The 21,104-nt window shown below is 33.0% G+C and carries 21 protein-coding genes and 1 riboswitch; of the genes, 16 read left to right on the top strand and 5 right to left on the bottom strand.

All coding sequences use genetic code 11. The features are described from left to right. Positions 1-43: 43 nt before the first annotated feature. Together J2Z35_RS06750 and J2Z35_RS06745 are read right to left on the bottom strand one after the other, a co-directional pair. Positions 44-181, bottom strand: a complete 138-nt coding sequence (locus J2Z35_RS06750) for a hypothetical protein (RefSeq protein ID WP_209660619.1) — start codon at positions 179-181, stop codon at positions 44-46. 42 nt (positions 182-223) lie between these two features. Then, entirely contained in the window at positions 224-406 is a 183-nt protein-coding gene (locus J2Z35_RS06745) for a hypothetical protein (RefSeq protein WP_209660618.1), read from the bottom strand. An 896-nt stretch (positions 407-1,302) separates the two neighbouring features. Between J2Z35_RS06745 and J2Z35_RS06740 the strand changes: the two genes are divergently transcribed. The 6 genes from J2Z35_RS06740 to J2Z35_RS06715 all read left to right on the top strand — a co-directional run bounded on the left by J2Z35_RS06740 (position 1,303) and on the right by J2Z35_RS06715 (position 6,433). Beyond that, positions 1,303-1,536 carry a hypothetical protein gene (locus tag J2Z35_RS06740; protein WP_209660617.1) on the top strand — a complete coding sequence of 78 codons (234 nt, stop codon included), beginning with the start codon at positions 1,303-1,305 and terminating at the stop codon, positions 1,534-1,536. A gap of 38 nt (positions 1,537-1,574) precedes the next feature. Next, entirely contained in the window at positions 1,575-2,765 is a 1,191-nt protein-coding gene (gene chrA, locus J2Z35_RS06735; protein WP_209660616.1) for a chromate efflux transporter, read from the top strand. Between the two features lie 457 nt (positions 2,766-3,222). Continuing rightward, positions 3,223-4,842: a methionine--tRNA ligase gene (metG, locus tag J2Z35_RS06730; RefSeq protein ID WP_209660615.1), complete on the top strand. Its 1,620-nt coding sequence runs from the start codon at positions 3,223-3,225 to the stop codon at positions 4,840-4,842. 69 nt (positions 4,843-4,911) lie between these two features. Continuing rightward, the gene (locus J2Z35_RS06725) at positions 4,912-5,667 is read left to right on the top strand and encodes a (S)-benzoin forming benzil reductase (protein WP_209660614.1); all 756 of its coding nucleotides are present in this window, start codon (positions 4,912-4,914) and stop codon (positions 5,665-5,667) included. A gap of 194 nt (positions 5,668-5,861) precedes the next feature. Further along, the gene (locus tag J2Z35_RS06720) at positions 5,862-6,017 is read left to right on the top strand and encodes a hypothetical protein (protein ID WP_209660613.1); all 156 of its coding nucleotides are present in this window, start codon (positions 5,862-5,864) and stop codon (positions 6,015-6,017) included. Next, positions 6,014-6,433, top strand: a complete 420-nt coding sequence (locus J2Z35_RS06715) for a flavodoxin (protein ID WP_209660612.1) — start codon at positions 6,014-6,016, stop codon at positions 6,431-6,433. Before J2Z35_RS06720 ends, J2Z35_RS06715 begins: the two co-directional genes overlap by 4 nt. A 63-nt stretch (positions 6,434-6,496) precedes the next feature. On the opposite strand, the gene J2Z35_RS06710 is transcribed toward J2Z35_RS06715, so the two are convergent. Continuing rightward, on the bottom strand, positions 6,497-7,987 hold the full coding sequence (locus J2Z35_RS06710; protein ID WP_209660611.1) for a methyl-accepting chemotaxis protein: 1,491 nt from the start codon (positions 7,985-7,987) through the stop codon (positions 6,497-6,499). Positions 7,988-8,059: 72 nt separating this feature from the next. On the opposite strand from J2Z35_RS06710, the gene J2Z35_RS06705 reads away from it, so the two are divergent. The 3 genes from J2Z35_RS06705 (at position 8,060) to htpG (ending at position 11,142) form a co-directional block, all read left to right on the top strand. Further along, the gene (locus J2Z35_RS06705) at positions 8,060-8,605 is read left to right on the top strand and encodes a hypothetical protein (protein ID WP_209660610.1); all 546 of its coding nucleotides are present in this window, start codon (positions 8,060-8,062) and stop codon (positions 8,603-8,605) included. Positions 8,606-8,668: 63 nt separating this feature from the next. Beyond that, positions 8,669-9,076, top strand: coding sequence for an Ig-like domain-containing protein (locus J2Z35_RS06700; protein ID WP_209660609.1), 408 nt, complete (start codon positions 8,669-8,671; stop codon positions 9,074-9,076). A 188-nt stretch (positions 9,077-9,264) separates the two neighbouring features. Beyond that, positions 9,265-11,142, top strand: a complete 1,878-nt coding sequence (gene htpG, locus J2Z35_RS06695) for a molecular chaperone HtpG (protein WP_209660608.1) — start codon at positions 9,265-9,267, stop codon at positions 11,140-11,142. 157 nt (positions 11,143-11,299) lie between these two features. On the opposite strand, the gene J2Z35_RS06690 is transcribed toward htpG, so the two are convergent. Next, the gene (locus tag J2Z35_RS06690; RefSeq protein WP_209660607.1) at positions 11,300-11,998 is read right to left on the bottom strand and encodes a biosynthetic peptidoglycan transglycosylase; all 699 of its coding nucleotides are present in this window, start codon (positions 11,996-11,998) and stop codon (positions 11,300-11,302) included. 222 nt (positions 11,999-12,220) lie between these two features. After that, positions 12,221-12,396, top strand: a riboswitch (cobalamin riboswitch). Between the two features lie 195 nt (positions 12,397-12,591). Here J2Z35_RS06690 and J2Z35_RS06685 point away from each other — a divergent pair. The 4 genes from J2Z35_RS06685 (at position 12,592) to J2Z35_RS06670 (ending at position 15,207) form a co-directional block, all read left to right on the top strand. Continuing rightward, a complete protein-coding gene (locus J2Z35_RS06685; RefSeq protein ID WP_209660606.1) occupies positions 12,592-13,317 on the top strand; it encodes an energy-coupling factor ABC transporter permease in 726 nt (241 codons plus the stop codon). Then, positions 13,301-13,600, top strand: a complete 300-nt coding sequence (locus J2Z35_RS06680; protein ID WP_330623404.1) for an energy-coupling factor ABC transporter substrate-binding protein — start codon at positions 13,301-13,303, stop codon at positions 13,598-13,600. The genes J2Z35_RS06685 and J2Z35_RS06680 overlap by 17 nt, the downstream gene beginning before the upstream one ends. An 82-nt stretch (positions 13,601-13,682) precedes the next feature. Then, on the top strand, positions 13,683-14,393 hold the full coding sequence (gene cbiQ / locus J2Z35_RS06675; protein ID WP_209660604.1) for a cobalt ECF transporter T component CbiQ: 711 nt from the start codon (positions 13,683-13,685) through the stop codon (positions 14,391-14,393). Beyond that, positions 14,386-15,207 carry an energy-coupling factor ABC transporter ATP-binding protein gene (locus J2Z35_RS06670; protein WP_209660603.1) on the top strand — a complete coding sequence of 274 codons (822 nt, stop codon included), beginning with the start codon at positions 14,386-14,388 and terminating at the stop codon, positions 15,205-15,207. The genes cbiQ and J2Z35_RS06670 overlap by 8 nt, the downstream gene beginning before the upstream one ends. An 85-nt stretch (positions 15,208-15,292) precedes the next feature. Here J2Z35_RS06670 and J2Z35_RS06665 read toward each other — a convergent pair whose 3' ends face one another. Further along, a complete protein-coding gene (locus tag J2Z35_RS06665) occupies positions 15,293-16,891 on the bottom strand; it encodes a peptide chain release factor 3 (protein ID WP_209660602.1) in 1,599 nt (532 codons plus the stop codon). Positions 16,892-17,089: 198 nt separating this feature from the next. Between J2Z35_RS06665 and rnr the strand changes: the two genes are divergently transcribed. The 3 genes from rnr (at position 17,090) to smpB (ending at position 20,964) form a co-directional block, all read left to right on the top strand. Then, positions 17,090-19,213, top strand: coding sequence for a ribonuclease R (rnr, locus tag J2Z35_RS06660; protein WP_245330793.1), 2,124 nt, complete (start codon positions 17,090-17,092; stop codon positions 19,211-19,213). A gap of 87 nt (positions 19,214-19,300) precedes the next feature. Next, positions 19,301-20,494, top strand: coding sequence for an FprA family A-type flavoprotein (locus J2Z35_RS06655; protein WP_209660601.1), 1,194 nt, complete (start codon positions 19,301-19,303; stop codon positions 20,492-20,494). 17 nt (positions 20,495-20,511) lie between these two features. Next, on the top strand, positions 20,512-20,964 hold the full coding sequence (gene smpB / locus J2Z35_RS06650) for an SsrA-binding protein SmpB (protein ID WP_209660600.1): 453 nt from the start codon (positions 20,512-20,514) through the stop codon (positions 20,962-20,964). Positions 20,965-21,104: the final 140 nt, after the last annotated feature.

Below are 21,104 nucleotides of genomic sequence, written 5' to 3'. Positions count from 1 at the left end.
GAGTTAAGCGATGTATGCTTAACTCTTTTTTAAAATATACTATCTAAAGGATATATCCAAGTATTATCAAACCTAAGAACCATAATGCGGTAATAGATAAAAACATAATATCTGATTTTTCAAATACTTCAAAACCCTCTATATACTTAAATTTCATATCTTTTATTTTATAATTTGTCATTGGTTTTCCTCTTCTCTTGCCATTTAAATTAATCTAGAAATATTAATATCTAAAAGTAGAAAATTCAGCCTGAGCCAATCTCTTGGCATTTTCTATAGATTTTAAAGAACGTTCATAATTATATATCTTTTCTATTGAAGATTCCTTTTCTATTTTAGGCTGTTTCTTTATTTCGAGATTAAATGTAAATGTACTAACTGAAAACGCTACGTTCATAAGTGACATGTAGTATTCCTCCTCATATTTTTACTGTTAAAATTATTTTTTACTTTAAAACAATCGTTGCACTTTGTGCATTTTTCCAAATCCCTTAATTGATTTAGAGTTTTCATCTTAGACTCACCTTTTTTACCTCTACACTACCTTTAATCATTTTTTTCTCTCCTTTCTAAAATTTTTAATGTTTTTTATATACAAAAAGAGGTCGATGCTTTTCAGCTCGACCTCTTAGTATAACGAGTAAGGTATCCTACATAATAAATAATTTTACAAACTAAGTCAAAAGACTTTTTAAATAAAAAGAATTAGGGAAGGTTATATTCTGCGTACTTATACTTCGCAAAAGGTAAAGCAACCAAATACTAATGCTTTTATTCGTATGTTTGTAATTTAAATCTTATGTTAAATGGACATAAAAAGGCCACAGCATTTGTACTGTGACCTCAGTGTTTATAAATATAGTAAATTAATTAAAGCGTTGGATACTTGTATTCCAAGATGCATTAATTTGAAATATACTTTTATAAATTAGAAGCTACAGTACTATCAATAGATTTAGTTTTTAGATTTTTGTTTTTCTGGTTTCCTTTACATACTACGATGATCATTTGATAGCACCTCCTTGTTATTTTTATATTTTAACTAAGTTAATTATATTTTTTTTGGAAATAAATTACAAGTATTTTTTGTAAAAAAATGTATTTCATTTCCATTACAATATCCTAAATGGTTAATTATTTATTAACATAAATTAGATAACCTATTAAGGGAATTATGAAATTCTATTATTATTCCATGTTTATACATTGAAATCTTATGATATCAATATAGATAGGGATTTTAACCTACACTTAACAAAACGATTCTTTAAATAATATAAAATTAAAGTCTGGAGGTATATAATGACGGGAGGAGAACTGTTTATACTATTAATTTTTTCAATTCCAGTATATGGTTTTGGTATTTATGCATACAAAGAACCTGAAGATAGCTATATGATGGGAAAAAGATGGATGTATAATAATGAACCTGAACTGAGCAAAGAGGCTATTAACCTTCATAAAAATATATCATTAATAACTATTATAATATGGACTATTCTTTTAATTTCAGGATTTATATCTGTATTTAGGTAGATAAGACTTGATTTAGAGAGACAAAAATTGGAGGTTTTATGGAAAATAACAATATATTTGAAAAGCCTAAGACTTTAGATTTTTTGAAAGATGTACTAATTTGCTCTCTTGGAGCTTATGGAGGACCTGAAGCTCATTATGGAGTATTTACAGATCAACTAGTTACTAAAAAGAAGTATCTGACAGAAGAGGAGCTTGTGGAACTTATTGCGCTCACTGGAATACTGCCAGGACCAAGTAGCACTCAAACAATTGTGGCCATAGGTCATAAAGTGGGAGGGCCGTCCTTAGCGTTTTGGACTATGATGGTGTGGGCTATTCCTGTAATTATTATAATGACAGTTCTTTCTTTTTTGAGCCAGTTTTTAGAGGAATTTAATTTTTCAAATGATGTCTTAAGATATATTGGGCCTATGGCTGTTGGATTTATAATAGTTGCGGCATATAGAATAGGCAAAAAAGTAGTTAAAGACTCTTTGACTTTTTCATTACTTATTTTTGGAGCTATAACCACCTATTTTATTAGGGAAACTTGGATATTTCCCCTAGTTTTAATTATAGGTGGATTAGCTAGTATATTTACTTCAAAAGAGGAAAATCTTTGGACTCATGTGAAGCTAAATCCTCCATGGAAATATTTAATAGCCTTTGCAGGCTTTGCTATTTTTGGAATTGCTTTTAGATTTTTATTTGAAAGTAGAATTATAGATTTGTTCGAAAGTTTTTACCGTTATGGATATCTTGTGATTGGCGGAGGGCAGGTTGTAATACCTCTGATGTACACTGAGCTTGTAGATATAAACAGCTATATGACCAGTCAGGAATTTCTGACAGGGTTTGGACTTGTGCAGGGTCTTCCGGGACCTATGTTTAGCTTTAGTGCCTATGCAGGAGGAATGGCGGCAAGGGGACAATGGGCTTTTTATCAGGTGATGGGAGCGTTTGTCTCTGGTCTTGGGATATTTTTGCCTGGACTTCTTCTTATTTATTTTATCTATCCTATGTGGGAGAAGATAAGAAGTATAAAGGGGATTAAGGTTTCACTTAAAGGAGTTACAGCAGTGGCAGGTGGCCTAATTACTATTGCAGCTGTAATACTAATGCAAAGAAGTGGCTTTACTTTAGATAATATTTTGGTTACTTTAGTTACAGTAGCTTTATTAATTACAAAAAAAATACCAGCACCAGTTATAGTGCTTATTTCTATAATTTTAGGTTTTGTGATTTAAAATAACTTAAATAATAAAAAGGATATGATTTTTTATTTAATAAAATTCTCTAGACATATATTTTTTTATAATGATATTTTCATTGCTTTTAAAATATATCTATGCTAAAATTTTAAAAAAATTAACATAAAACTGCTATGAAAAGAAGAGTAGGTTACCTATAACTCATACAGAGAACTCCGTAAAGCTGAGAAGGAGAGAGAAGTAGATAGCTGAATATGGTCTTGGAGCTTTGCCCCGAAAGTCTTAGAGCTTAGGCGGCGACGGGAGTGCCCGTTACAGCACCAGGGTATAATCAGATGAATCTGACGTACCTTTTGAGGCTAATGCTGCAAGGCACTGGCGAACCGGGGTGGTACCACGAAGTCTATACTCTCGTCCCCAGGATAATACCTGGAGGTGAGAGTTTTTTTATGTATTTTTTAAATTCTAATATAAAGTTTACGGAGGTGTGGATATGAATATATTGATTGCAGGGGCATGGCCATATGCCAACGGTTCTCTACACATAGGACATATAGCAGCACTACTTCCTGGGGATATTTTAGCTAGATATTTTAGATTAAAAGGGGAAAATGTATGTTATGTATCTGGAAGTGATTGTCATGGCACTCCTATTCAAATAAGAGCGAGTAAAGAGGGTGTTAGCCCAAATGCGATTGCAGATAGATTTCATAATGAGTTTAAAGAGTGTTTTGAAAGGCTAGGATTTTCATATGACCTGTATAATAAGACAAGCGATGAGTATCATATTGACTTTGTACAGGAATTTTTTAAAAGACTTTTAGAGAGCGGATATATATACAAAAAAACTGAGCTACAGGCATATTGCAGTAGCTGTGACCAGTTTCTTCCTGATAGATTTGTAATTGGAGTCTGTCCAAACTGCAGTAGCGTAGCAAGGGGATATCAGTGTGATATATGTTCAGATTTACTTGAGCCTTCAATTTTAAATGAGCCAAAATGCACGCTTTGTGGTAATGAGCCAGAGTTTAGACTTTCAGAGCATTTTTATTTATCTTTATCAAGTTTTGAAGAGTTTATAAGAGAATATATTGATTCTTCTACAGGGTGGAGAGAAAATGCTATAAATCTTTCTAAACGCTATGTGAATGAAGGGCTTAGAGATAGGGCTATAACTAGGGATCTTAAGTGGGGAGTTCCAGTTCCTTTAGAAGGATTTGAAGATAAAAGAATATATGTATGGGTTGAGGCAGTCCTTGGGTATCTATCTGCAAGTAAAAAATACTCAGAAGAAAGAGGTCTAAGCTGGGAAGAGCTATGGTCAGACAAAGCACTTCACTATTATATTCATGGCAAGGACAATATTCCATTTCATAGCATAATACTCCCTGCACTACTAAAAGCCCATGGAAATCTTCATCTTCCAGATAGGATAATTTCAAGCGAATATCTGACTTTAGAAGGGAAAAAAATATCCACAAGCCAAAACTGGGCAGTATGGGTTTTGGATTTATTGAGTAGATATCAAAGCGATACTTTGCGTTACTTTTTTATAGGTAATGGACCGGAAAAAAGGGATGGAGATTTTTCATTTAGAGAGCTTATTAATAGCCATAATGGAGAGCTTCTTGGAGCATATGGAAATTTCGTAAACAGAACTCTTGTATTTATTGAAAAATCCTTTGAAGGAAAGGTTCCACAGGGAAAGCTAGATATATTAATAAAAAATGAGCTTATTGAGCTTTATGAAAATACGGGAAGACTAATAGAAGAAGGATGTTTTAAGGAGGCTTTAGAGAAGATATTTTTATTTATAAGATCTGCAAATAAATATTTTGACGAGAAACAACCGTGGCTTACAGTAAAAAATGATATATCAAATTGCAAAGATAGGATTTATACCTGCGTACAGATTATTGCTAATTTGTCGGTACTTTTAGAACCTTTTTTACCATTTTCTTCAGCTGAGGTTCACAATATCCTAAAAATAAAGGATATTAAATGGGAGTTTTTTGAAGTGGATAGCAATACTGAAATAGAAAATGTAAAGGTGTTATTTGAAAGAATTGAGAAAAGCAGGATTGAAGAAGAAGTTTATAGACTGAAAAAATGATATAATTAATTAAAATTATAAATATTAAAAAAATTATAATCAAACCAAATGCAGAAGGGAGATAGGATATTGAATTATTTTATAGTAACTGGAGCATCAAAAGGTCTTGGGCTTGAGCTTTCTAAAATACTTTCAGAAGCTGATAATAAAGTATTTTTAATTTCAAGAAATAAAAACGATGAGGTTGAAAAACTTTTGGACACGGACAATGTGGCTCATTTTTCGCTAAATCTAGATAATCTATTCGAAATAGAAAATACTATAGATGAAATATTTGAGAGCATAGATTTTTCAAATGCTAAAAAAATTGCTCTTATAAATAATGCCGGGATGGTAGAGCCTATAAAGCCTATGGATAAAGTAAAGGATGTTGAAATAATACAAAATATTAATGTAAATCTTACGGCTCCCCTTATACTTGCATCTAGCTTTTTAAGAAAAACTGCTGCTTTTGAAGGGGATAAGAGAATAATTACAGTATCCTCAGGTGCTGGGAAGTCTCCAATCAAGGGCTGGGGAAGCTACTGTGTTTCAAAATGTGGAGTTGATATGATGACTAGAGTGATTGCACTAGAGCAAGGAGAAAATGGAGCTAAATGTCTCTCATTTGGACCAGGCATAATGGATACTGCTATGCAAGAGACAATAAGAAGTGCAGATGAGAATGACTTTGAAGACCTTGAAAAATTCAAAGAATATAAATCAGAGGGGAAGCTTCTTGAGCCAAAGGTAGTTGCACAGGTTTTATATGACCTTCTTTATACAGAGTCTGATTTTGAGCAGGGCGGTATAGTTAGCGTAAGAGATTTTATAGAAAATAGCTAATTTTTTATTCAAGTAAGGAATTAATAAAATATTATAATCAAAACCTGAGACACAAGATTCTTCAGTGATTTCAGGTTTTTTTAATACCTAAAAACAATAGCTTTGAAATAAAGTAAGTATATTGACATTTAAAAATCTAAATGTTAATATATAGTCGATAATGAAAATCGTTTTCAAAACGAAAGGAGATTATTATGCATAATGAAAAAATAATTTTAGAAGAAGATAAAAAAGTTGATAAAATTAAGGAAGAAAAACTACATAAATGTAATTGTATAGACTGTAAATGTGATGAGACTGGAACTTGTGGATGTACCACCAAAATAACCACAAGGAGGAAATTAGAATGAAAAAAATTACTATAGTATATTGGAGTGGCACAGGTAATACAGAGGCAATGGCAAATGCAATTGCTGATGGAGCTAGAGAAGGTGGAAATGAAGTAAAGCTTTTAAGTGTTGACAAAGCATCACCTTCAGATATTGAGGAGGCAGAGGGTGTAGCCCTTGGTTGCCCGTCTATGGGAGCCGAAGTTTTAGAAGAATCTGAAATGGAGCCTTTTGTAGATTCTATTCAAAGCGTAATCTCAGGAAAAAAACTTGCCCTTTTTGGTTCTTACGATTGGGGAAATGGTGAGTGGATGCAAGATTGGCAACAAAGAATGGAAGGCTATGGAGCAAATCTAGTAGATGATGGCCTTATTATAAATCTTGAGCCTGATGCTGAAGGAATTGAAAAGTGCAAATCGCTAGGAGCTAAGCTTTAATTAAATATATAAACTATAAAAATGGACATGTGACCTAGTCATATGCCCATTTTTTATATTATTTTAGATTGTTAGAGAATACAAATCTTCACTCACCTTTACAACCTTATCTAGCTCAGTGTGAAGATCCTTTATTCTGCTGTTTTGTTCTTCTACAGCCGAAGCAATTTCTTCGCTTGTTGAAGAGTGTTCCTGGGTAATACTTGCAATATTTTCTATTTTATCTAATATATCTTTAAATACCTCTGTGACACTTGTTATTTGCTGTGTTTCTTTATTTATATTTTGATTCATCACCTCAAAGGATTGAGCCATTTCCATAAAAGAATGATTTACTCCTTCGATAATCTTGTTACTTTCTCTTACAGCCTCATCACCCTTAGTCACTTCTTTTAAGGCTTCATCTTTTACATTATTTATTTCACCAGTAACATTTGCAATTTCTTTAGCCATTTTTCCGCTTTCTTCAGCAAGCTTTCTTACTTCATCGGCCACAACCGCAAACCCTTTTCCAGATTCACCTGCCCTTGCAGCTTCAATCGCTGCGTTTAAAGCTAGAAGATTTGTCTGCTGAGAGATACGAGTAATCGATGATAAAAAACTGTTTATCTTATTGACTTGTTCATCCAGATTAGTTACGGTACTTACAGCAGAGCTAATTGCATTACTTACTAGTTTTGTATGCTCATTCATCATGTTCATGTTTTTAATTCCGTCTTTTACCATGATGTTCATATTTTGTGAAGATGAGTATATTAGCTTAGAAGAGTCTTGAGCATCTAATGCCATATTAGTAGCATCAAGCATTGAGCTATTTATATCATTAATACTTATTGCTTCTTCCTCTACGCCTTTTGCAACTTCTTGAATAGCTATAGTAATAGATTCGCTTATTTCTTTTACAGTTGAAATATCCTCATTTCCTTTTTTCATGTCTTCATTTAGTGTATTTGAATATATTTTTATATTATCTAGAGTACTTTGCAGGTTTTTTAAAAGACTCTCTGCCTGAGATTTGCTTTCTGTTGCCATATCTATAAGCTGATTTCCCCATTTAGTAATAAAATAAAGTGAAATTACAGTAGCGTTTATAAGTATCATTCGCACTATGAACTCCCCAATATCACTTTCACTCCCTATGACATATTGAGGCATTAATATATAAAATATAATCAAGAGTATATTTAAAATAAGACTAAAAGTTAATACTACATTTTTTTTAAAATAAAGCCCTGAAAGGGCTATTGTAACTGGAAAACCTAAAAAAATTCTAAATGTGCCCTTTTGAAGATATAAAAGATACATTGCTATAAGTGCAGGGATAAGGGGCATTATTACTGCAACTATTATATCAGGAAGGATTTTTTTTATACTTAATAAAAAAACCGTTGTTGCTATGATAAATCCGAACCCAATCACAGAAGCTACCACTTTGCCTTCTTCAAAGCCATTAATAATAAGAGCCTGTCCTATAAGACCTAGTGAACATAAAAAGATAATAAAATATATTGCTTTGGTTGCTCTTATATTAGTGGAATTGGTTTTATTTTCCAAAATGACTGAACTTGCTTTTTTTAATAAGCCATTGAAATATATATTGATATTGACAAAATAGGAGGAATTGAGATGAAAAGAAAAAAATTGTTAGCTTTAGTATTAGCCTTAGGAGTAGGTTTTGGATTTGTGGGTTGCTCTCAGCCAGCTCAGGAAAGTGAAACGCAGGTAGCAGCTGAGTCTGAAAAGGCAGAAGAGGAAATAGCTAGTAAAGTAGAAGAGCATGCTCATGGAGAGTATGAATGGATTGGAGAGTTTGAATTAGAAAAAGGAAAGTACATGCTTCATTTTGGTGCGAGTGAAGATGAGACTATGGATATAGGTTTTATAAAACTGGGTGATAATATAACTGATTTAGATCATCATGCATCACATTTAATGGTCACTGATAAAGATATGATAGAGCAAGATAGCACATTTGATGCAAAGCCAGATTTTGCATATACCCTTGAAATGAATGAGGACCATGGACATATTTATTTCACTATTGAAGAAGCAGGCCTATATGCAATTGTAACAGAGCATTTCCCTCAGGAGAGCAATATGCAAATATTTGACTCAAATAGAGTAGAGATGCTTCCAACTGCCGAGCATGAGGCTCACGGACATAGTCATTAATTGAATATAAAGATTTAAGGGAGACTATAATTTCTTAAAACATATAAGCGTGGGGGCAATTTTATGATTAATATTTTTAAAAAAAGCAGTATATTTATATTTCTAATAGTAGCTTTATTACTTCCAGGAGTTTCTTTTGCACATGGGATGGACTTGATTTTGGAAGAATCTGGAGTACTTAGGGTTGAGTATGAGGGAGGGGGATTTTCTCCTAGGACTGAAATTACAATTTATGACGAAAATGGAAATGAACTTGCAAAAGGACCTGTGGATGAGGATGGAAAATTTCATTTTGATGAAAATCTAAATATACATAAAGCAGTAGCTGATGATGGAATGGGCCATAGGGCAGAATACCAAGAGGGTGCTACAGAAAAAAATATATCCAAGCTCCCTGTAATAATTGGGGTTTTTGCTGTTGCAGGAATATTTGTATATGTTTTTAGCAATAAAAATAAAAAGAATAACTAAATTTATTGATTAAATAACAAATATGAAAGTTATTTTTAGGTAAAAAAACAATAAAATAAAATAAGAACTCAATATATTTCCATAAAAAATATTGACAAATACACTCAATTTGATAAATTATAATTAGCACTCGATAATATAGAGTGCTAATTATTTTTTTGAAAAATAAGAAAGGAGCAACATAATCGATGAAAAAAGAATTTAAAGCAGAATCCAAAAGACTTCTTGATCTTATGATTAACTCAATTTATACACATAGGGAAATATTTTTAAGGGAGCTTATTTCAAATTCCAGTGATGCTATAGACAAAATCTATTACAAAGCCCTTACTGATGAAAATCTTACATTTAATCAAGATGATTACTATATAAAACTAGAGGCAGACAAGGAAAGCAGAACTCTAACCATAATAGATACTGGAATAGGGATGACTCAGGATGAGCTTGAAGCAAATCTTGGGGTCATAGCAAATAGTGGGTCATTTGCTTTTAAAAAGGAAAACGAACTAAAAGATGGATTTGATATCATAGGACAGTTTGGAGTAGGCTTTTACTCAGCTTTTATGGTAGCAGAGCATGTAACGGTGATTACTAAGGCCCTTGGGAGCGAACAGGCATATAGGTGGGAATCTGAAGGAGCAGAAGGGTATACCATAGAGGCTTGCGAAAAAGAAGAAGTGGGAACTAAGATTATATTAAAGCTAAAGGAAAATACAGAGGATGAAAACTACGATGATTATCTTGAGGAGTACAGATTGAAATCTATCGTGAAAAAGTACTCTGATTTTATAAGGTACCCAATCAAGATGGATATATCATCTAGCAGATTAAAGGATGGGTCAGAGGATGAGTATGAGGATTATAAAGAAGAAAAAATAATCAACAGCATGGTACCGATCTGGAGAAAAAATAAAAGTGAATTAAAAGAAGAGGATTATAATAACTTCTATTCAGAGAAGCATTATGGATTTGATAAGCCTCTTAGACATATTCATATCAGTGCAGATGGTGCAGTGAGATATCAGTCAATACTATTCATTCCTGAAAAAACTCCATTTGATTTTTATACAAAAGAATATGAAAAGGGTCTTGAGTTATATTCTAGCGGAGTTATGATAATGAATAAGTGTGCTGACTTATTGCCTGATTATTTTAGCTTTGTAAAAGGTATGGTGGATTCTGAAGACCTTTCACTCAATATATCAAGAGAGCTACTTCAGCATGACAGGCAGCTTAAAATAATAGCTAAAAGAATAAAAGAAAAAGTGAAGAGCGAACTTTTGAACATTCTTAAAAATGACAGAGAAAAATATGAAGAGTTTTATAAAAACTTTGGAAGACAGCTAAAATTTGGAGTATACAGTGATTTTGGTCAAGATAAAGAAACACTTCAGGACCTTATAATGTTTTATTCTTCAACAGAAAAGAAAATGGTTACTCTTGAGGAGTATGTAACAAGAATGAAGGAAGACCAGAAGTTCATATACTATGCATCTGGAGAGAGTGTAGAAAAAATTGATAAACTTCCTCAAACAGAGCTTGTATCTGATGAAGGCTATGAAATTCTTTACTTTACAGATGATGTAGATGAGTTTGCTGTAAAAATGATGATGAATTATATGGACAAAGAATTCAAGTCAGTATCATCAGGAGACTTGGGAATCGAAAATGAAAAGATTGATGAAACTCCAGAAGAAAAGGAAGAAAATCAAGATATTTTCTCGATGATGAAAGAGGAGCTTTCTGGAAAAGTAAAGGATATAAGAGCTTCTAAAAGATTAAAAAGCCATCCAGTATGTATTACAAGTGAGGGAGAGCTTTCTATAGAGATGGAGAAGGTTCTTAGTGCAATGCCAAATGGCAATGAGGTGAAGGCAGAAAGAATCCTTGAAATCAATATAAATCATGAGATTTTCAAAGGGATTAAAGAAGCATTTGAAACAGATAAAGAAAAAGTAAAAATTTATGCAAGAGTGCTATATAATCAGGCTCTTTTAATTGAAGGACTTACTATAAATGACCCAGTTGAATACGCTAATGATGTATTTAAGTTAATGAGCAAATAAATCTCGTCTCAGTCAGAATTTAGCTTTAAGATTTAAGGGTTTAGAGATTTGAAATAAAAAAGGTGTACTAAAGACTTTCTCTTTAGCTACACCTTTTTTATAAGTTAAGGAAATTTTAGCATCAATATTAACATTTTAGATATATCAATCCATTATATTACTGATTAAGTATCGAAGACGCCTCTGTCATTGAAATATAGCCATTTTCTACCATAGACTCGACTACCTCTCTTTGTCTTACCCTTGCTCTGCCTATGTGATTGCTTAGCGCAAGGGCACTTGGAGCATTTGGAATTCCAGCTAAGAGGGTAGCTTGGTCAAGGTTCATATCCTTTGGAGAAATATTAAAGTAGCCATAGGTTGCATCTTTTACTCCATAATATCCATCTCCATAATAGATTATATTTACATAAAGCTCTAAAATCTCATCTTTCTTATAGAGTCTTTCGATATCAAGTGCAACAAGTAGTTCTGCTACCTTTCGAGAGAGTTTTTTTTCATGGGAAAAATACATGTTCTTTGCTAGCTGCTGAGTTATTGTGCTACCACCCTCTGCGAATGATTTTGATTCTATATTTGATAGTATTGCTCTTAAAAAAGAACGACGATCAAATCCCCTATGGTCTGTGAATCTTCTATCTTCAATTGAAACAATTGCATTTAAAAAATATTCCGATATTTCTTCTGATGATATATAGGAAGAAGTGTTTTGTATTTCTATCACCTTATCTTTTATAGGAATTTCTTTGATAGCTGAGCTGTATAACATATGTCCCTCAATAAATATAAAACCAGAAAAAACTCCTCCTAAAATAAGGATTAGACCCGTAATAGATACTAAGAATTTTTTTATCAATAAAGCCATCTCCTTTTTATCCCCAGTATTATTTCAAGTTAAATAAAATAAAAAGTAACTTGAGGATAAACTATGTTTTAATACATTTAATTAAATTATAGCTCTATTTTCAATGGAAGAATAAGAAGTAACAAAAAATTAATTTAAAGGACCTTAATCAAAGCTCAAATATAATACAGTTGCATATTTTTCAAGTGTGGTATATCATTAAAGTTGACAAGTACATAACAAGAAAAACTAGGTAACTTAATTGTAGTAAAAGGGAAGATGGGTGAAAATCCCACACGGTCTCGCCGCTGTAAAAGGGGAGTTTTTTTGAATATGCCACTGGGAAACTGGGAAGGCCAAAAAAGCGTAGATTCTTGAGTCAGAATACCTGCCTGTTTTTTTAAGAGCCATTACTCTACGAGTTATAGGGGGCGAAGGAAATTATACAAAACTTAGAAAAAAGATTTTTTCTTAAAATAATATAATTCCTCAAACTCAGCCTTGACTTTTGTTCAAGGTTTTTTCTTGTTAAAAAAAGGGGGAATATACTAAAATAATTGTCCTATTAACTAATACAAGAAAAGCAGAAAGGGGATTAGTTAGATATGAAAAAAATCAAAAAAATTATATTTGTACTTCTTTATCTTGTTTTATTGACTCCACTTTATTCAAATGGGATGCATATTATGGAAGGTTTTTTAGACCCCTTTTGGGCAGGTCTATGGTCTGTTGTGAGTCTACCGTTTATAGTGATTGGATTTTCTAGAATAAAAAAAATTACAGATGAAAATCCAAATAAGAAGCTTTTACTAGGACTTGTTGGAGCCTTTGTATTTATTCTTTCGGCTCTAAAGCTTCCTTCAGTTACTGGAAGTACATCGCATCCAACGGGAATTGGTCTTGGAGCCATGGTTTTTGGCCCTATGCCAATGGCAGTAATTGGTTTTATAGTACTTATATTTCAAGCACTCCTTCTTACACATGGAGGAATAACTACACTTGGAGCAAATGTATTTTCGATGGGAATCGTGGGACCCTTTATAGCTTATGGTATATATATAGTCCTTAAAGATAAAAACAGATCTTTAGCTGTATTTTTAGGAGCGGCATTAGCAAACCTTGGAACCTATATAATCACATCGGCTCAGCTTGCACTGGCTCATCCAGATTCTGTAAATGGTGTTTTAGGATCCTTTGTAAAATTTGTGGGAATATTTGCCTTTACTCAAATTCCTTTAGCAATAGGAGAAGGTATACTTACAGTTATAATTTTCAATATGCTATTAGAATATCAAAGTGAAGGGGGTTTTGAAATTGAGAAAATCGGCTAAAAACTTAGCTCTCTTTGCACTTGTTATAGTTTTATTTTCATTTCCTATTATATTTATGAAGGATGCTCCGTTTGAGGGTGCAGATGGAATGGCTGAGGAGGCTATTACAGAGATTAACGAGGACTATGAACCTTGGTTCTCAAGCTTTTTTGAGCCTCAGAGCGGAGAAATAGAAACTTTGATATTTTCTCTTCAAGCTGCGATTGGGGCAGGAGCGATAGGATATTTTTTTGGTTTTATGAAAGGGAAAAGATCATATAAGAATCAAATTGAAAACAAATAAAAAATATTATGTTAGATTATAATAGAAATTTCAACTTAGGAATCTGAGAAATACATTAAAATATTTTTTAAGAAGGTAAAAAATGCTAATAATAGATAAATTTGCGTATACGAATAAACTAAAGAGTATCAATCCTAGACTCAAAATAGGGTTATCTTTAACATTTATAGCTTTAGCTTTAATAAATAAAAATATGTATTTCTTTATTGGAATAATCTGTGGGGGATTTTATGCAACAGTTTTTTTAGCAGGAATACCTTTGAAAAATTATATGAAGATGATACTGATTCCTTTTGCATTTCTATTAACTAGTATGATTGCTATACTTGTATCTTTTTCTTCAGATTCTGATGTGTTTTTGTATAGCATAGACTTGAAGTTTTTTTATGGAGGCGTTACACTTATAGGTCTGAAAAATGCCTTGCTACTTTTTTTGAGGTCAATGTCTTCACTTGTATCACTTTATTTTTTGACACTCACTACTCCAATGGATCAGCAGATATATACAATGCAAAAACTCAGAATTCCAAGTCTGTTTTTAGAAATTTACAGTCTTATATACAGGTTTATTTTTATATTGTTAGAAGAGTCTTTAGAAATATACAGAGCCCAAGAACTAAGGTTTGGATATATCAACATGAAAAACTCTTACTTGTCCCTTTCGATACTTATTAAGACTCTTTTTGTGAGGGTTATGAGGAGATATAAGGATATGCAAATAGTGCTTGATATGAAACTTTTTGATGGAGAGTTTCATATAGGAAAGGGAGCAGGAGGCCAAGAAAATGCTTGAGATGAAAAATGTGACCTCTATATATGAAGATGGTACAGTTGCCCTAAAGGATATATCTATAGATCTTTCTAAAAGCAAGAGTATAGGAATTATCGGCTCAAATGGAGCAGGAAAATCAACTTTATTTTTAAATTTCACAGGAGTATTAAAGCCAAAGTCAGGTCAAATACTATTTAGAGGAAAGCCTTTAAGCTATAGTAAGCCATCTTTGAGGGAGTTTAGAAAAGAAGTAGGTATAGTTTTTCAAGATCCAGAAAGGCAGATATTTTTTTCAAATGTATATGATGATATTGCTTTTGGATTAAGAAATCTAGGTGTTTCTGAAGATGAAATAAAGATAAGAGTAGAAGATGCGCTAAAAAGGGTAGAAGCGGCTGAATTTTCTAATAAACCTGTTCATTTTTTAAGTCATGGCCAGAAAAAAAGAGTAGCTATTGCAGGAGTAATATCTATGGACAATAAGGTATTGTTTTTTGATGAGCCTACTGCAGGACTTGACCCCCTTGTTACAAAATCTGTAGAGGATATACTTTTATCACTCTCTAACAAACAGGAAAAAACAGTTGTTGTCTCCAGTCATGATATGGACCTGATATACAATGTGTGTGAGTACGTATATGTTCTAAATCAAGGGCAGATAATAGGAGAAGGCAAAGTGGAAGATATATTTTTAAAAAACGATTTATTAAAAAGCTCTGGACTTAATGAACCATGGCTAGTTAAAATCCATAAAAACCTAGGATATCCTCTTTTCAAAAATGAAAGTGAGCTTTATGAATATCACAACAGAATGAAAAATGAACAAAAAAAATGAACTATTATTGCTTTCTTAGCAAATAAAGGGCTATTAGGAAGGAGTAAAAATCTTCCTGATAGCCCTTTAATATAAATTTAAGAGATTACTTTCTAAGAGATATTTCTTTAAGAATAGCCTTTGGATTTCGTTCTTTAACCATATTAATAGACCATTCGTTTTGGAATATAAGTACAGGATCCTCATCTTCATCCACAACAATCATAGTATCCATGGTGATGCTAAAGTTTTTTGGATCAAAACCTTCCATATCTACCCATCTGATATATCTATATGGAAGTCTCTCCATCAGGATGTCTACTCCATACTCATTTTTAAGTCTATATTCAAGTACTTCAAACTGTAGAGATCCTACTACTCCAACTATAAGCTCTTCTATTCCTATATTAGGTCTTTTGAATACCTGTATACTTCCCTCTTCAGCAAGCTGAGTAATACCTTTTTGAAATTGTTTTCTCTTCAGAGAGTTTTTAGCGTATATTTTTGCAAAATGCTCTGGAGCAAATGATGGTATGCCTTCAAACTTGACCTTAGAGTTGTCCTGACATAGGGTATCGCCAATTCTAAATATCCCAGGATCGTGTATACCAATTATATCTCCAGGGTATGCTTCTTCGACTATAACTCTATCTTGAGCCATAAACTGCTGAGGTTGAGCAAGTCTTACCTTCTTATTTTCTTGTACATGATTTACACTCATACCCTTTTCGAATTTTCCTGAGCAAATTCTCAAAAATGCTATTCTATCTCTATGGGTAGGGTTCATGTTTGCTTGAATCTTAAAGATAAAGCCTGAAAAATTTTCAGAAGCAGGATCTATTGGTCCATTATTACTAATTCTTGGAGCTGGAGGAGGGGTCAAATCTAAGAATGACTCCAAGAATGGCTGTACTCCAAAATTTGTAAGAGCACTTCCGAAAAATACTGGAGTAAGATCTCCACTTAGTATTTTGTCCATGTCAAATTCATCACCAGCCATATCAAGAAGCTCTATGTCATTTATAAGCTGATTATGAAGGGACGAACCTAAAAGCTCGTTGAACTTGGAATCGCCAAGGCTTCCAGTAACTATTTCTCCTAGATTTTGACCATGGTTGCTTCCTTCAAAAAGCTCAACCTGACTTTTTTGACGGTTAAATACACCTTTAAAATCTCTTCCTTGTCCCACTGGCCAGTTCATAGGGTAAGAGCGAATTCCAAGTACACTCTCCACTTCTTCCATTAGTTCAAAAGGGTCTTTACCCATTCTATCCATTTTGTTAACGAAGGTAAATATAGGTATTCCCCTCATCTTACAAACCTGAAACAGCTTTTTTGTCTGATCCTCTACACCTTTTGCACAGTCTATTACCATTACTGCGCTATCTGCAGCCATAAGTGTTCTATATGTATCCTCACTAAAATCCTGGTGGCCAGGGGTATCTAGTATATTGATGCAATAATCGTTATAATTAAACTGAAGTACACTTGATGTTACGGATATACCTCTTTGTTTTTCTATTTCCATCCAGTCAGAAACCGCATGCTTTTGAGATCTTCTTGATTTTACGGAACCTGCAAGTCTTATTGCTCCTCCGTATAGTAAGAATTTTTCTGTAAGAGTTGTTTTTCCAGCATCAGGATGGGATATAATAGCAAAAGTCCTTCTTTTTTTAACCTTTTCTATGAAATCTGTAGTATGCATTAATTTTTTTACCTTCCTTAATTAAATTGAAATATTTAGTTTGTATCAATCATTTTATTCTATATGGAACCAAGGTGGATGTCAATAAAAGGCAATTATATAAATTCTCTTTGTGAAAGCATGGTTTGAGAGAATTTTGTATATATTTTAATTATTAGGGTATAATCAAAAAAATATGGGTCTGTAAAGGAGATAGCTATGAATATAAAAGATAAAGTACTCATGCTTATGAAAGAAGAAGCCTATAGGCCTCTATCGAAACAAGAGCTTGTTCAGATTTTTGAGATAGGGAAAAAGGACAAGGAGATTTTTTATGATGTATTAAAAGAAATGGAAGAAGAAGGTCTTATTTACAAGACCAAAAAAGAAAAATACGGAGTTCCTGAAAAAATGAATATGTATGTTGGGAGACTCTCTGTCCATCCAAGAGGCTTTGGATTTTTAGATATAGGTGTAGAGGGTGAACGAGATATTTTCGTTCCTGCAAATGGCCTTAACGGTGCAATGCACGGAGATAAAGTAATTGCTAGAAAGGTAGCTAGCGAAACAGCTCAAAGCAGGGTAGAGGGTGAAGTAATCAAAATAATTGAAAGGGGAACTACCGAGGTTGTAGGAAGATATGAAGGTTCCAAAAACTTTGGATTTGTAGTTTCGGAAAATAAGAGAATAACCGCTGATGTATTCATTCCTAAAAAAGATTCAATGGATGCAAAGACGGGTCATATAGTAGTTTGCAGAATAACTAAGTTCCCTCAAAAGGGAAGAAATCCAGAAGGAAAGATAATTGAGATTCTTGGAAAAGAAGGGGAAAAGGGAGTAGATGTACTTTCTATAATCAAGCAAAATGGCTTGCCAGAAGAATTTCCTAAAAAAGTATTAAGAGAAGCAGAAGATATAAGTGATAGTATAGATAAAAATGAGATAGAAAAAAGATTAGACCTTAGATCTCACAATATATATACTATAGATGGAGCAGATGCAAAGGATCTTGACGATGCAATTTCTATTGAAAAGCTTGAAAATGGGAACTATAAACTAGGTGTTCATATAGCCGATGTATCTCATTATGTGAGAGAGGGTCAACCTCTTGACAAAGAAGCAATAAAAAGAGGAACATCAGTATATTTAGTAGATACTGTAATACCTATGCTTCCACCTAAGCTTTCAAATGGAGTATGTTCACTCCATCCAGATGTAGATAGACTAACCCTTTCCTGTATAATGGAAATCAGCCCAAAAGGAAAGGTCTTGGACCATCAGATTGTAGAAAGTGTAATAAACTCTAAAGCTAGGCTTATCTACGAAGATGTATCAGACATATTAGAAAATGACGATAAAGAAAAAGCTAAAGAGTTTTCGGGTGTACTTGACGAGCTTAGGCTTTCAGAAGAACTTGCTAGAATCCTTATGGAAAGAAGATTTTCAAGGGGAGCTATGGATTTTGATTTCCCTGAAAGTAAGATAATAATGGATGAGGCAGGAAATGTTGTTGATATTAAAAAATATGATAGAAGAATAGCCAATAAAATAATAGAAGAGTTCATGCTTATTGCAAATGAGACTGTAGCAGAACAGTTTCACTGGGCTCAAATACCTTTTGTATATAGAGTACATGAAAATCCTGACCCAGAAAAAATGCAAAATCTCGCTTCATTTATTTCTGCCTTTGGTTATAGCCTAAAGGGTGAGATTGAAGATATGCATCCAAAGGAACTCCAAAAACTACTTGAAGATATAGAAGGAACAAAGGAAGAGCTTGTAATATCTACTATAATGCTTAGATCTCTTAAACAGGCGAGATACTCACCCCAAGGAACAGGCCATTTTGGACTTGCGGCAAAATACTACTGTCACTTTACATCTCCTATAAGAAGATATCCTGATCTTCAGATTCACAGGATTATAAAGGAATATCTAAAAGGAAAGATAGTAGAGCAAAGGCTAGAAAATCTAAAGGTTATAGTTGAAAAGGCAGCAGAGCAGTCTTCAATTAGAGAAAGAGAAGCTGATGAAGCCCAAAGACAGATAGAGGATCTGAGAAAAGCTGAGTATATGGTTCAGCATATAGGAGAAGAGTTTGAAGGTATAATATCCTCTATAACATCCTTTGGAATGTTTATAGAGCTTTACAATACTATAGAAGGTCTTATAAGACTCCATGACCTTTCAGATGACTATTATATATATGACGAAAAGAATCTAACCTTAATGGGAGAGCATACGAAAAAGACATTTAAAATTGGAGACAGGGTAAAAATAAAAGTTGATAATGTAAACCTTAGTATGAGGGAAATTAACTTCACCCTCGTTGAAAAAATATGATAATATATTATTGTGAAAATTATAATATGAAGATGATATATAAAATTAAATAATCAATATTAAAATTTGAAAGGGGATTAAATATTTATGAATACCTTGTCTGTCAAAATTACAGATAATCTGCATTATATAGGGGTGAATGATAGAGAGACACATTTATTTGAAAATATGTGGCCTCTAGATAATGGAATTTCATACAATTCATATCTTATTGATGGAGAAAAAACTGCTCTTTTAGATACTGTAAAAATCACTAAAGTTGATAATCTTCTTTCAAAACTAACTGGAATATTAGGGGATAGAAAGCTTGATTATCTTGTAATACATCATATGGAGCCTGATCACTCAGGGTCCATAAAATCGGTTGTAGACATGTATCCAGAGGTTACACTTGTTGGAAACAAAAAAACTCAAGATTTTCTTGAAGCTTTCTATGGTATTACTGGGAACTTTTTAGAGGTAAAAGAAGGGGATTCTCTTGATCTTGGAGATAGAAAATTAACCTTCTATATGACTCCAATGGTTCACTGGCCAGAATCTATGGTAAGCTTTGATGATAAAGACAAAATATTATTCTCTCAGGATGCTTTTGGAGGATTTGGAGCACTTGATGGTCCTATATTTGATGATGAAATAAACTGGGATTTTTACGAATCTGAGACAAGAAGATATTACTCCAATATAGTTGGAAAACACAGCAAGCAGGTTCAAATGGCAATTAAAAAACTAGAAAAGCTTGAAATATCAATGATTTGTCCGGTTCACGGTCCAGTTTGGAGATCAAAACCTGAAAAGATAATAGAGCTTTACGACAAGTGGAGCAAATATGACACTGATGAAGGTGTTGTAATTGTTTACGGAACAATGTACGGAAATACGTCTATAATGGCAGAAACCATAGCTAGAGTCCTTGCTGAAGAGGGAATAAAAAATATAAAGATGTATGATGTATCTAAAACTCATGTTTCACATATAATAAATGAGGTTTGGAAGTATAAAGGTTTAATACTAGGAAGCTGCACATATAATAATGGATTATTCCCTCCAATGAAGCACCTTGTGAATGTAATCCAAATGAATAATATGAGAAATCATATACTTGGAGTATTTGGATCATATAGCTGGAGCGGTGGAGCCGTGAAGAGCCTGAGAGGATTTGCAGAAACATGCGAATATGACTTCATAGAAAATGTTGTAGAAGCTAAATGCTCTCCGACTGTAGAAGATTTAGATAAGTGTGCAGAAATAGCTAAGGAGATGGCCAAGAGACTTAAAGCCTAAAGATAAAAGGTGGTAAGATGGAAGAGACAAAGACTGTAGCACGAAATAGAAAAGCTCGTTTTAATTATGAGATAATAGAAACCTATGAGGTTGGAATAGAGCTCAAAGGAACAGAGGTAAAATCCATAAGAGCTGGAAAAGTAAATCTTTCTGAAGGATATGCTTCTGTTGACAATGGAGAGGTTTTTTTAAAACAGGTTCATATAAGTCCTTATGAGCAAGGAAACATCTTTAATGTTGATCCTCTTAGAGTTAGAAGATTACTTCTTCATAAATATGAAATCAGAAAGCTTATAGGAGAGACTACTCAAAAGGGATATTCCTTAATTCCTCTTTCTATGTATCTCAAAAGAGGGAAGGTTAAGCTTCAACTGGCTCTTGCAAAGGGTAAGAAGACCTATGATAAGAGACAATCCCTTGCAAAAAAAGATGCTGAAAGAAGAATGCAAAGAGAAATGAAAAACTATTAAAAAGAGACCTCTGCACAAACTAGTGCAGAGGTTTTTTGCGCATATATATCCCAGAGTGTTAAATTTTGATAACAAAGTTTACAGTGTGGTAACACTGTGATACGTTTAACTAAAAAAGTGATATAAATATAATAGGTCAA

It is taken from the genome of Acetoanaerobium pronyense, from assembly GCF_017874355.1.
Classification (GTDB): Bacteria; Bacillota; Clostridia; order Peptostreptococcales; family Filifactoraceae; genus Acetoanaerobium; species Acetoanaerobium pronyense.
The sequence above is the reverse complement of the archived record's forward strand: the minus strand, read 5'-3'. Positions and strand labels throughout refer to the sequence as shown.

Bases quoted from the DNA above. Each gene is read 5' to 3' on its own strand.
- J2Z35_RS06750 (WP_209660619.1), bottom strand. From the start codon at position 181: ATGACAAATTATAAAATAAAAGATATGAAATTTAAGTATATAGAGGGT.
- J2Z35_RS06745 (WP_209660618.1), bottom strand. From the start codon at position 406: ATGTCACTTATGAACGTAGCGTTTTCAGTTAGTACATTTACATTTAAT.
- J2Z35_RS06740 (WP_209660617.1), top strand. From the start codon at position 1,303: ATGACGGGAGGAGAACTGTTTATACTATTAATTTTTTCAATTCCAGTA.
- chrA (WP_209660616.1), top strand. From the start codon at position 1,575: ATGGAAAATAACAATATATTTGAAAAGCCTAAGACTTTAGATTTTTTG.
- metG (WP_209660615.1), top strand. From the start codon at position 3,223: ATGAATATATTGATTGCAGGGGCATGGCCATATGCCAACGGTTCTCTA.
- J2Z35_RS06720 (WP_209660613.1), top strand. From the start codon at position 5,862: ATGCATAATGAAAAAATAATTTTAGAAGAAGATAAAAAAGTTGATAAA.
- J2Z35_RS06715 (WP_209660612.1), top strand. From the start codon at position 6,014: ATGAAAAAAATTACTATAGTATATTGGAGTGGCACAGGTAATACAGAG.
- J2Z35_RS06705 (WP_209660610.1), top strand. From the start codon at position 8,060: ATGAAAAGAAAAAAATTGTTAGCTTTAGTATTAGCCTTAGGAGTAGGT.
- J2Z35_RS06700 (WP_209660609.1), top strand. From the start codon at position 8,669: ATGATTAATATTTTTAAAAAAAGCAGTATATTTATATTTCTAATAGTA.
- htpG (WP_209660608.1), top strand. From the start codon at position 9,265: ATGAAAAAAGAATTTAAAGCAGAATCCAAAAGACTTCTTGATCTTATG.
- J2Z35_RS06685 (WP_209660606.1), top strand. From the start codon at position 12,592: ATGAAAAAAATCAAAAAAATTATATTTGTACTTCTTTATCTTGTTTTA.
- cbiQ (WP_209660604.1), top strand. From the start codon at position 13,683: ATGCTAATAATAGATAAATTTGCGTATACGAATAAACTAAAGAGTATC.
- J2Z35_RS06670 (WP_209660603.1), top strand. From the start codon at position 14,386: ATGCTTGAGATGAAAAATGTGACCTCTATATATGAAGATGGTACAGTT.
- J2Z35_RS06665 (WP_209660602.1), bottom strand. From the start codon at position 16,891: ATGCATACTACAGATTTCATAGAAAAGGTTAAAAAAAGAAGGACTTTT.
- rnr (WP_245330793.1), top strand. From the start codon at position 17,090: ATGAATATAAAAGATAAAGTACTCATGCTTATGAAAGAAGAAGCCTAT.
- J2Z35_RS06655 (WP_209660601.1), top strand. From the start codon at position 19,301: ATGAATACCTTGTCTGTCAAAATTACAGATAATCTGCATTATATAGGG.
- smpB (WP_209660600.1), top strand. From the start codon at position 20,512: ATGGAAGAGACAAAGACTGTAGCACGAAATAGAAAAGCTCGTTTTAAT.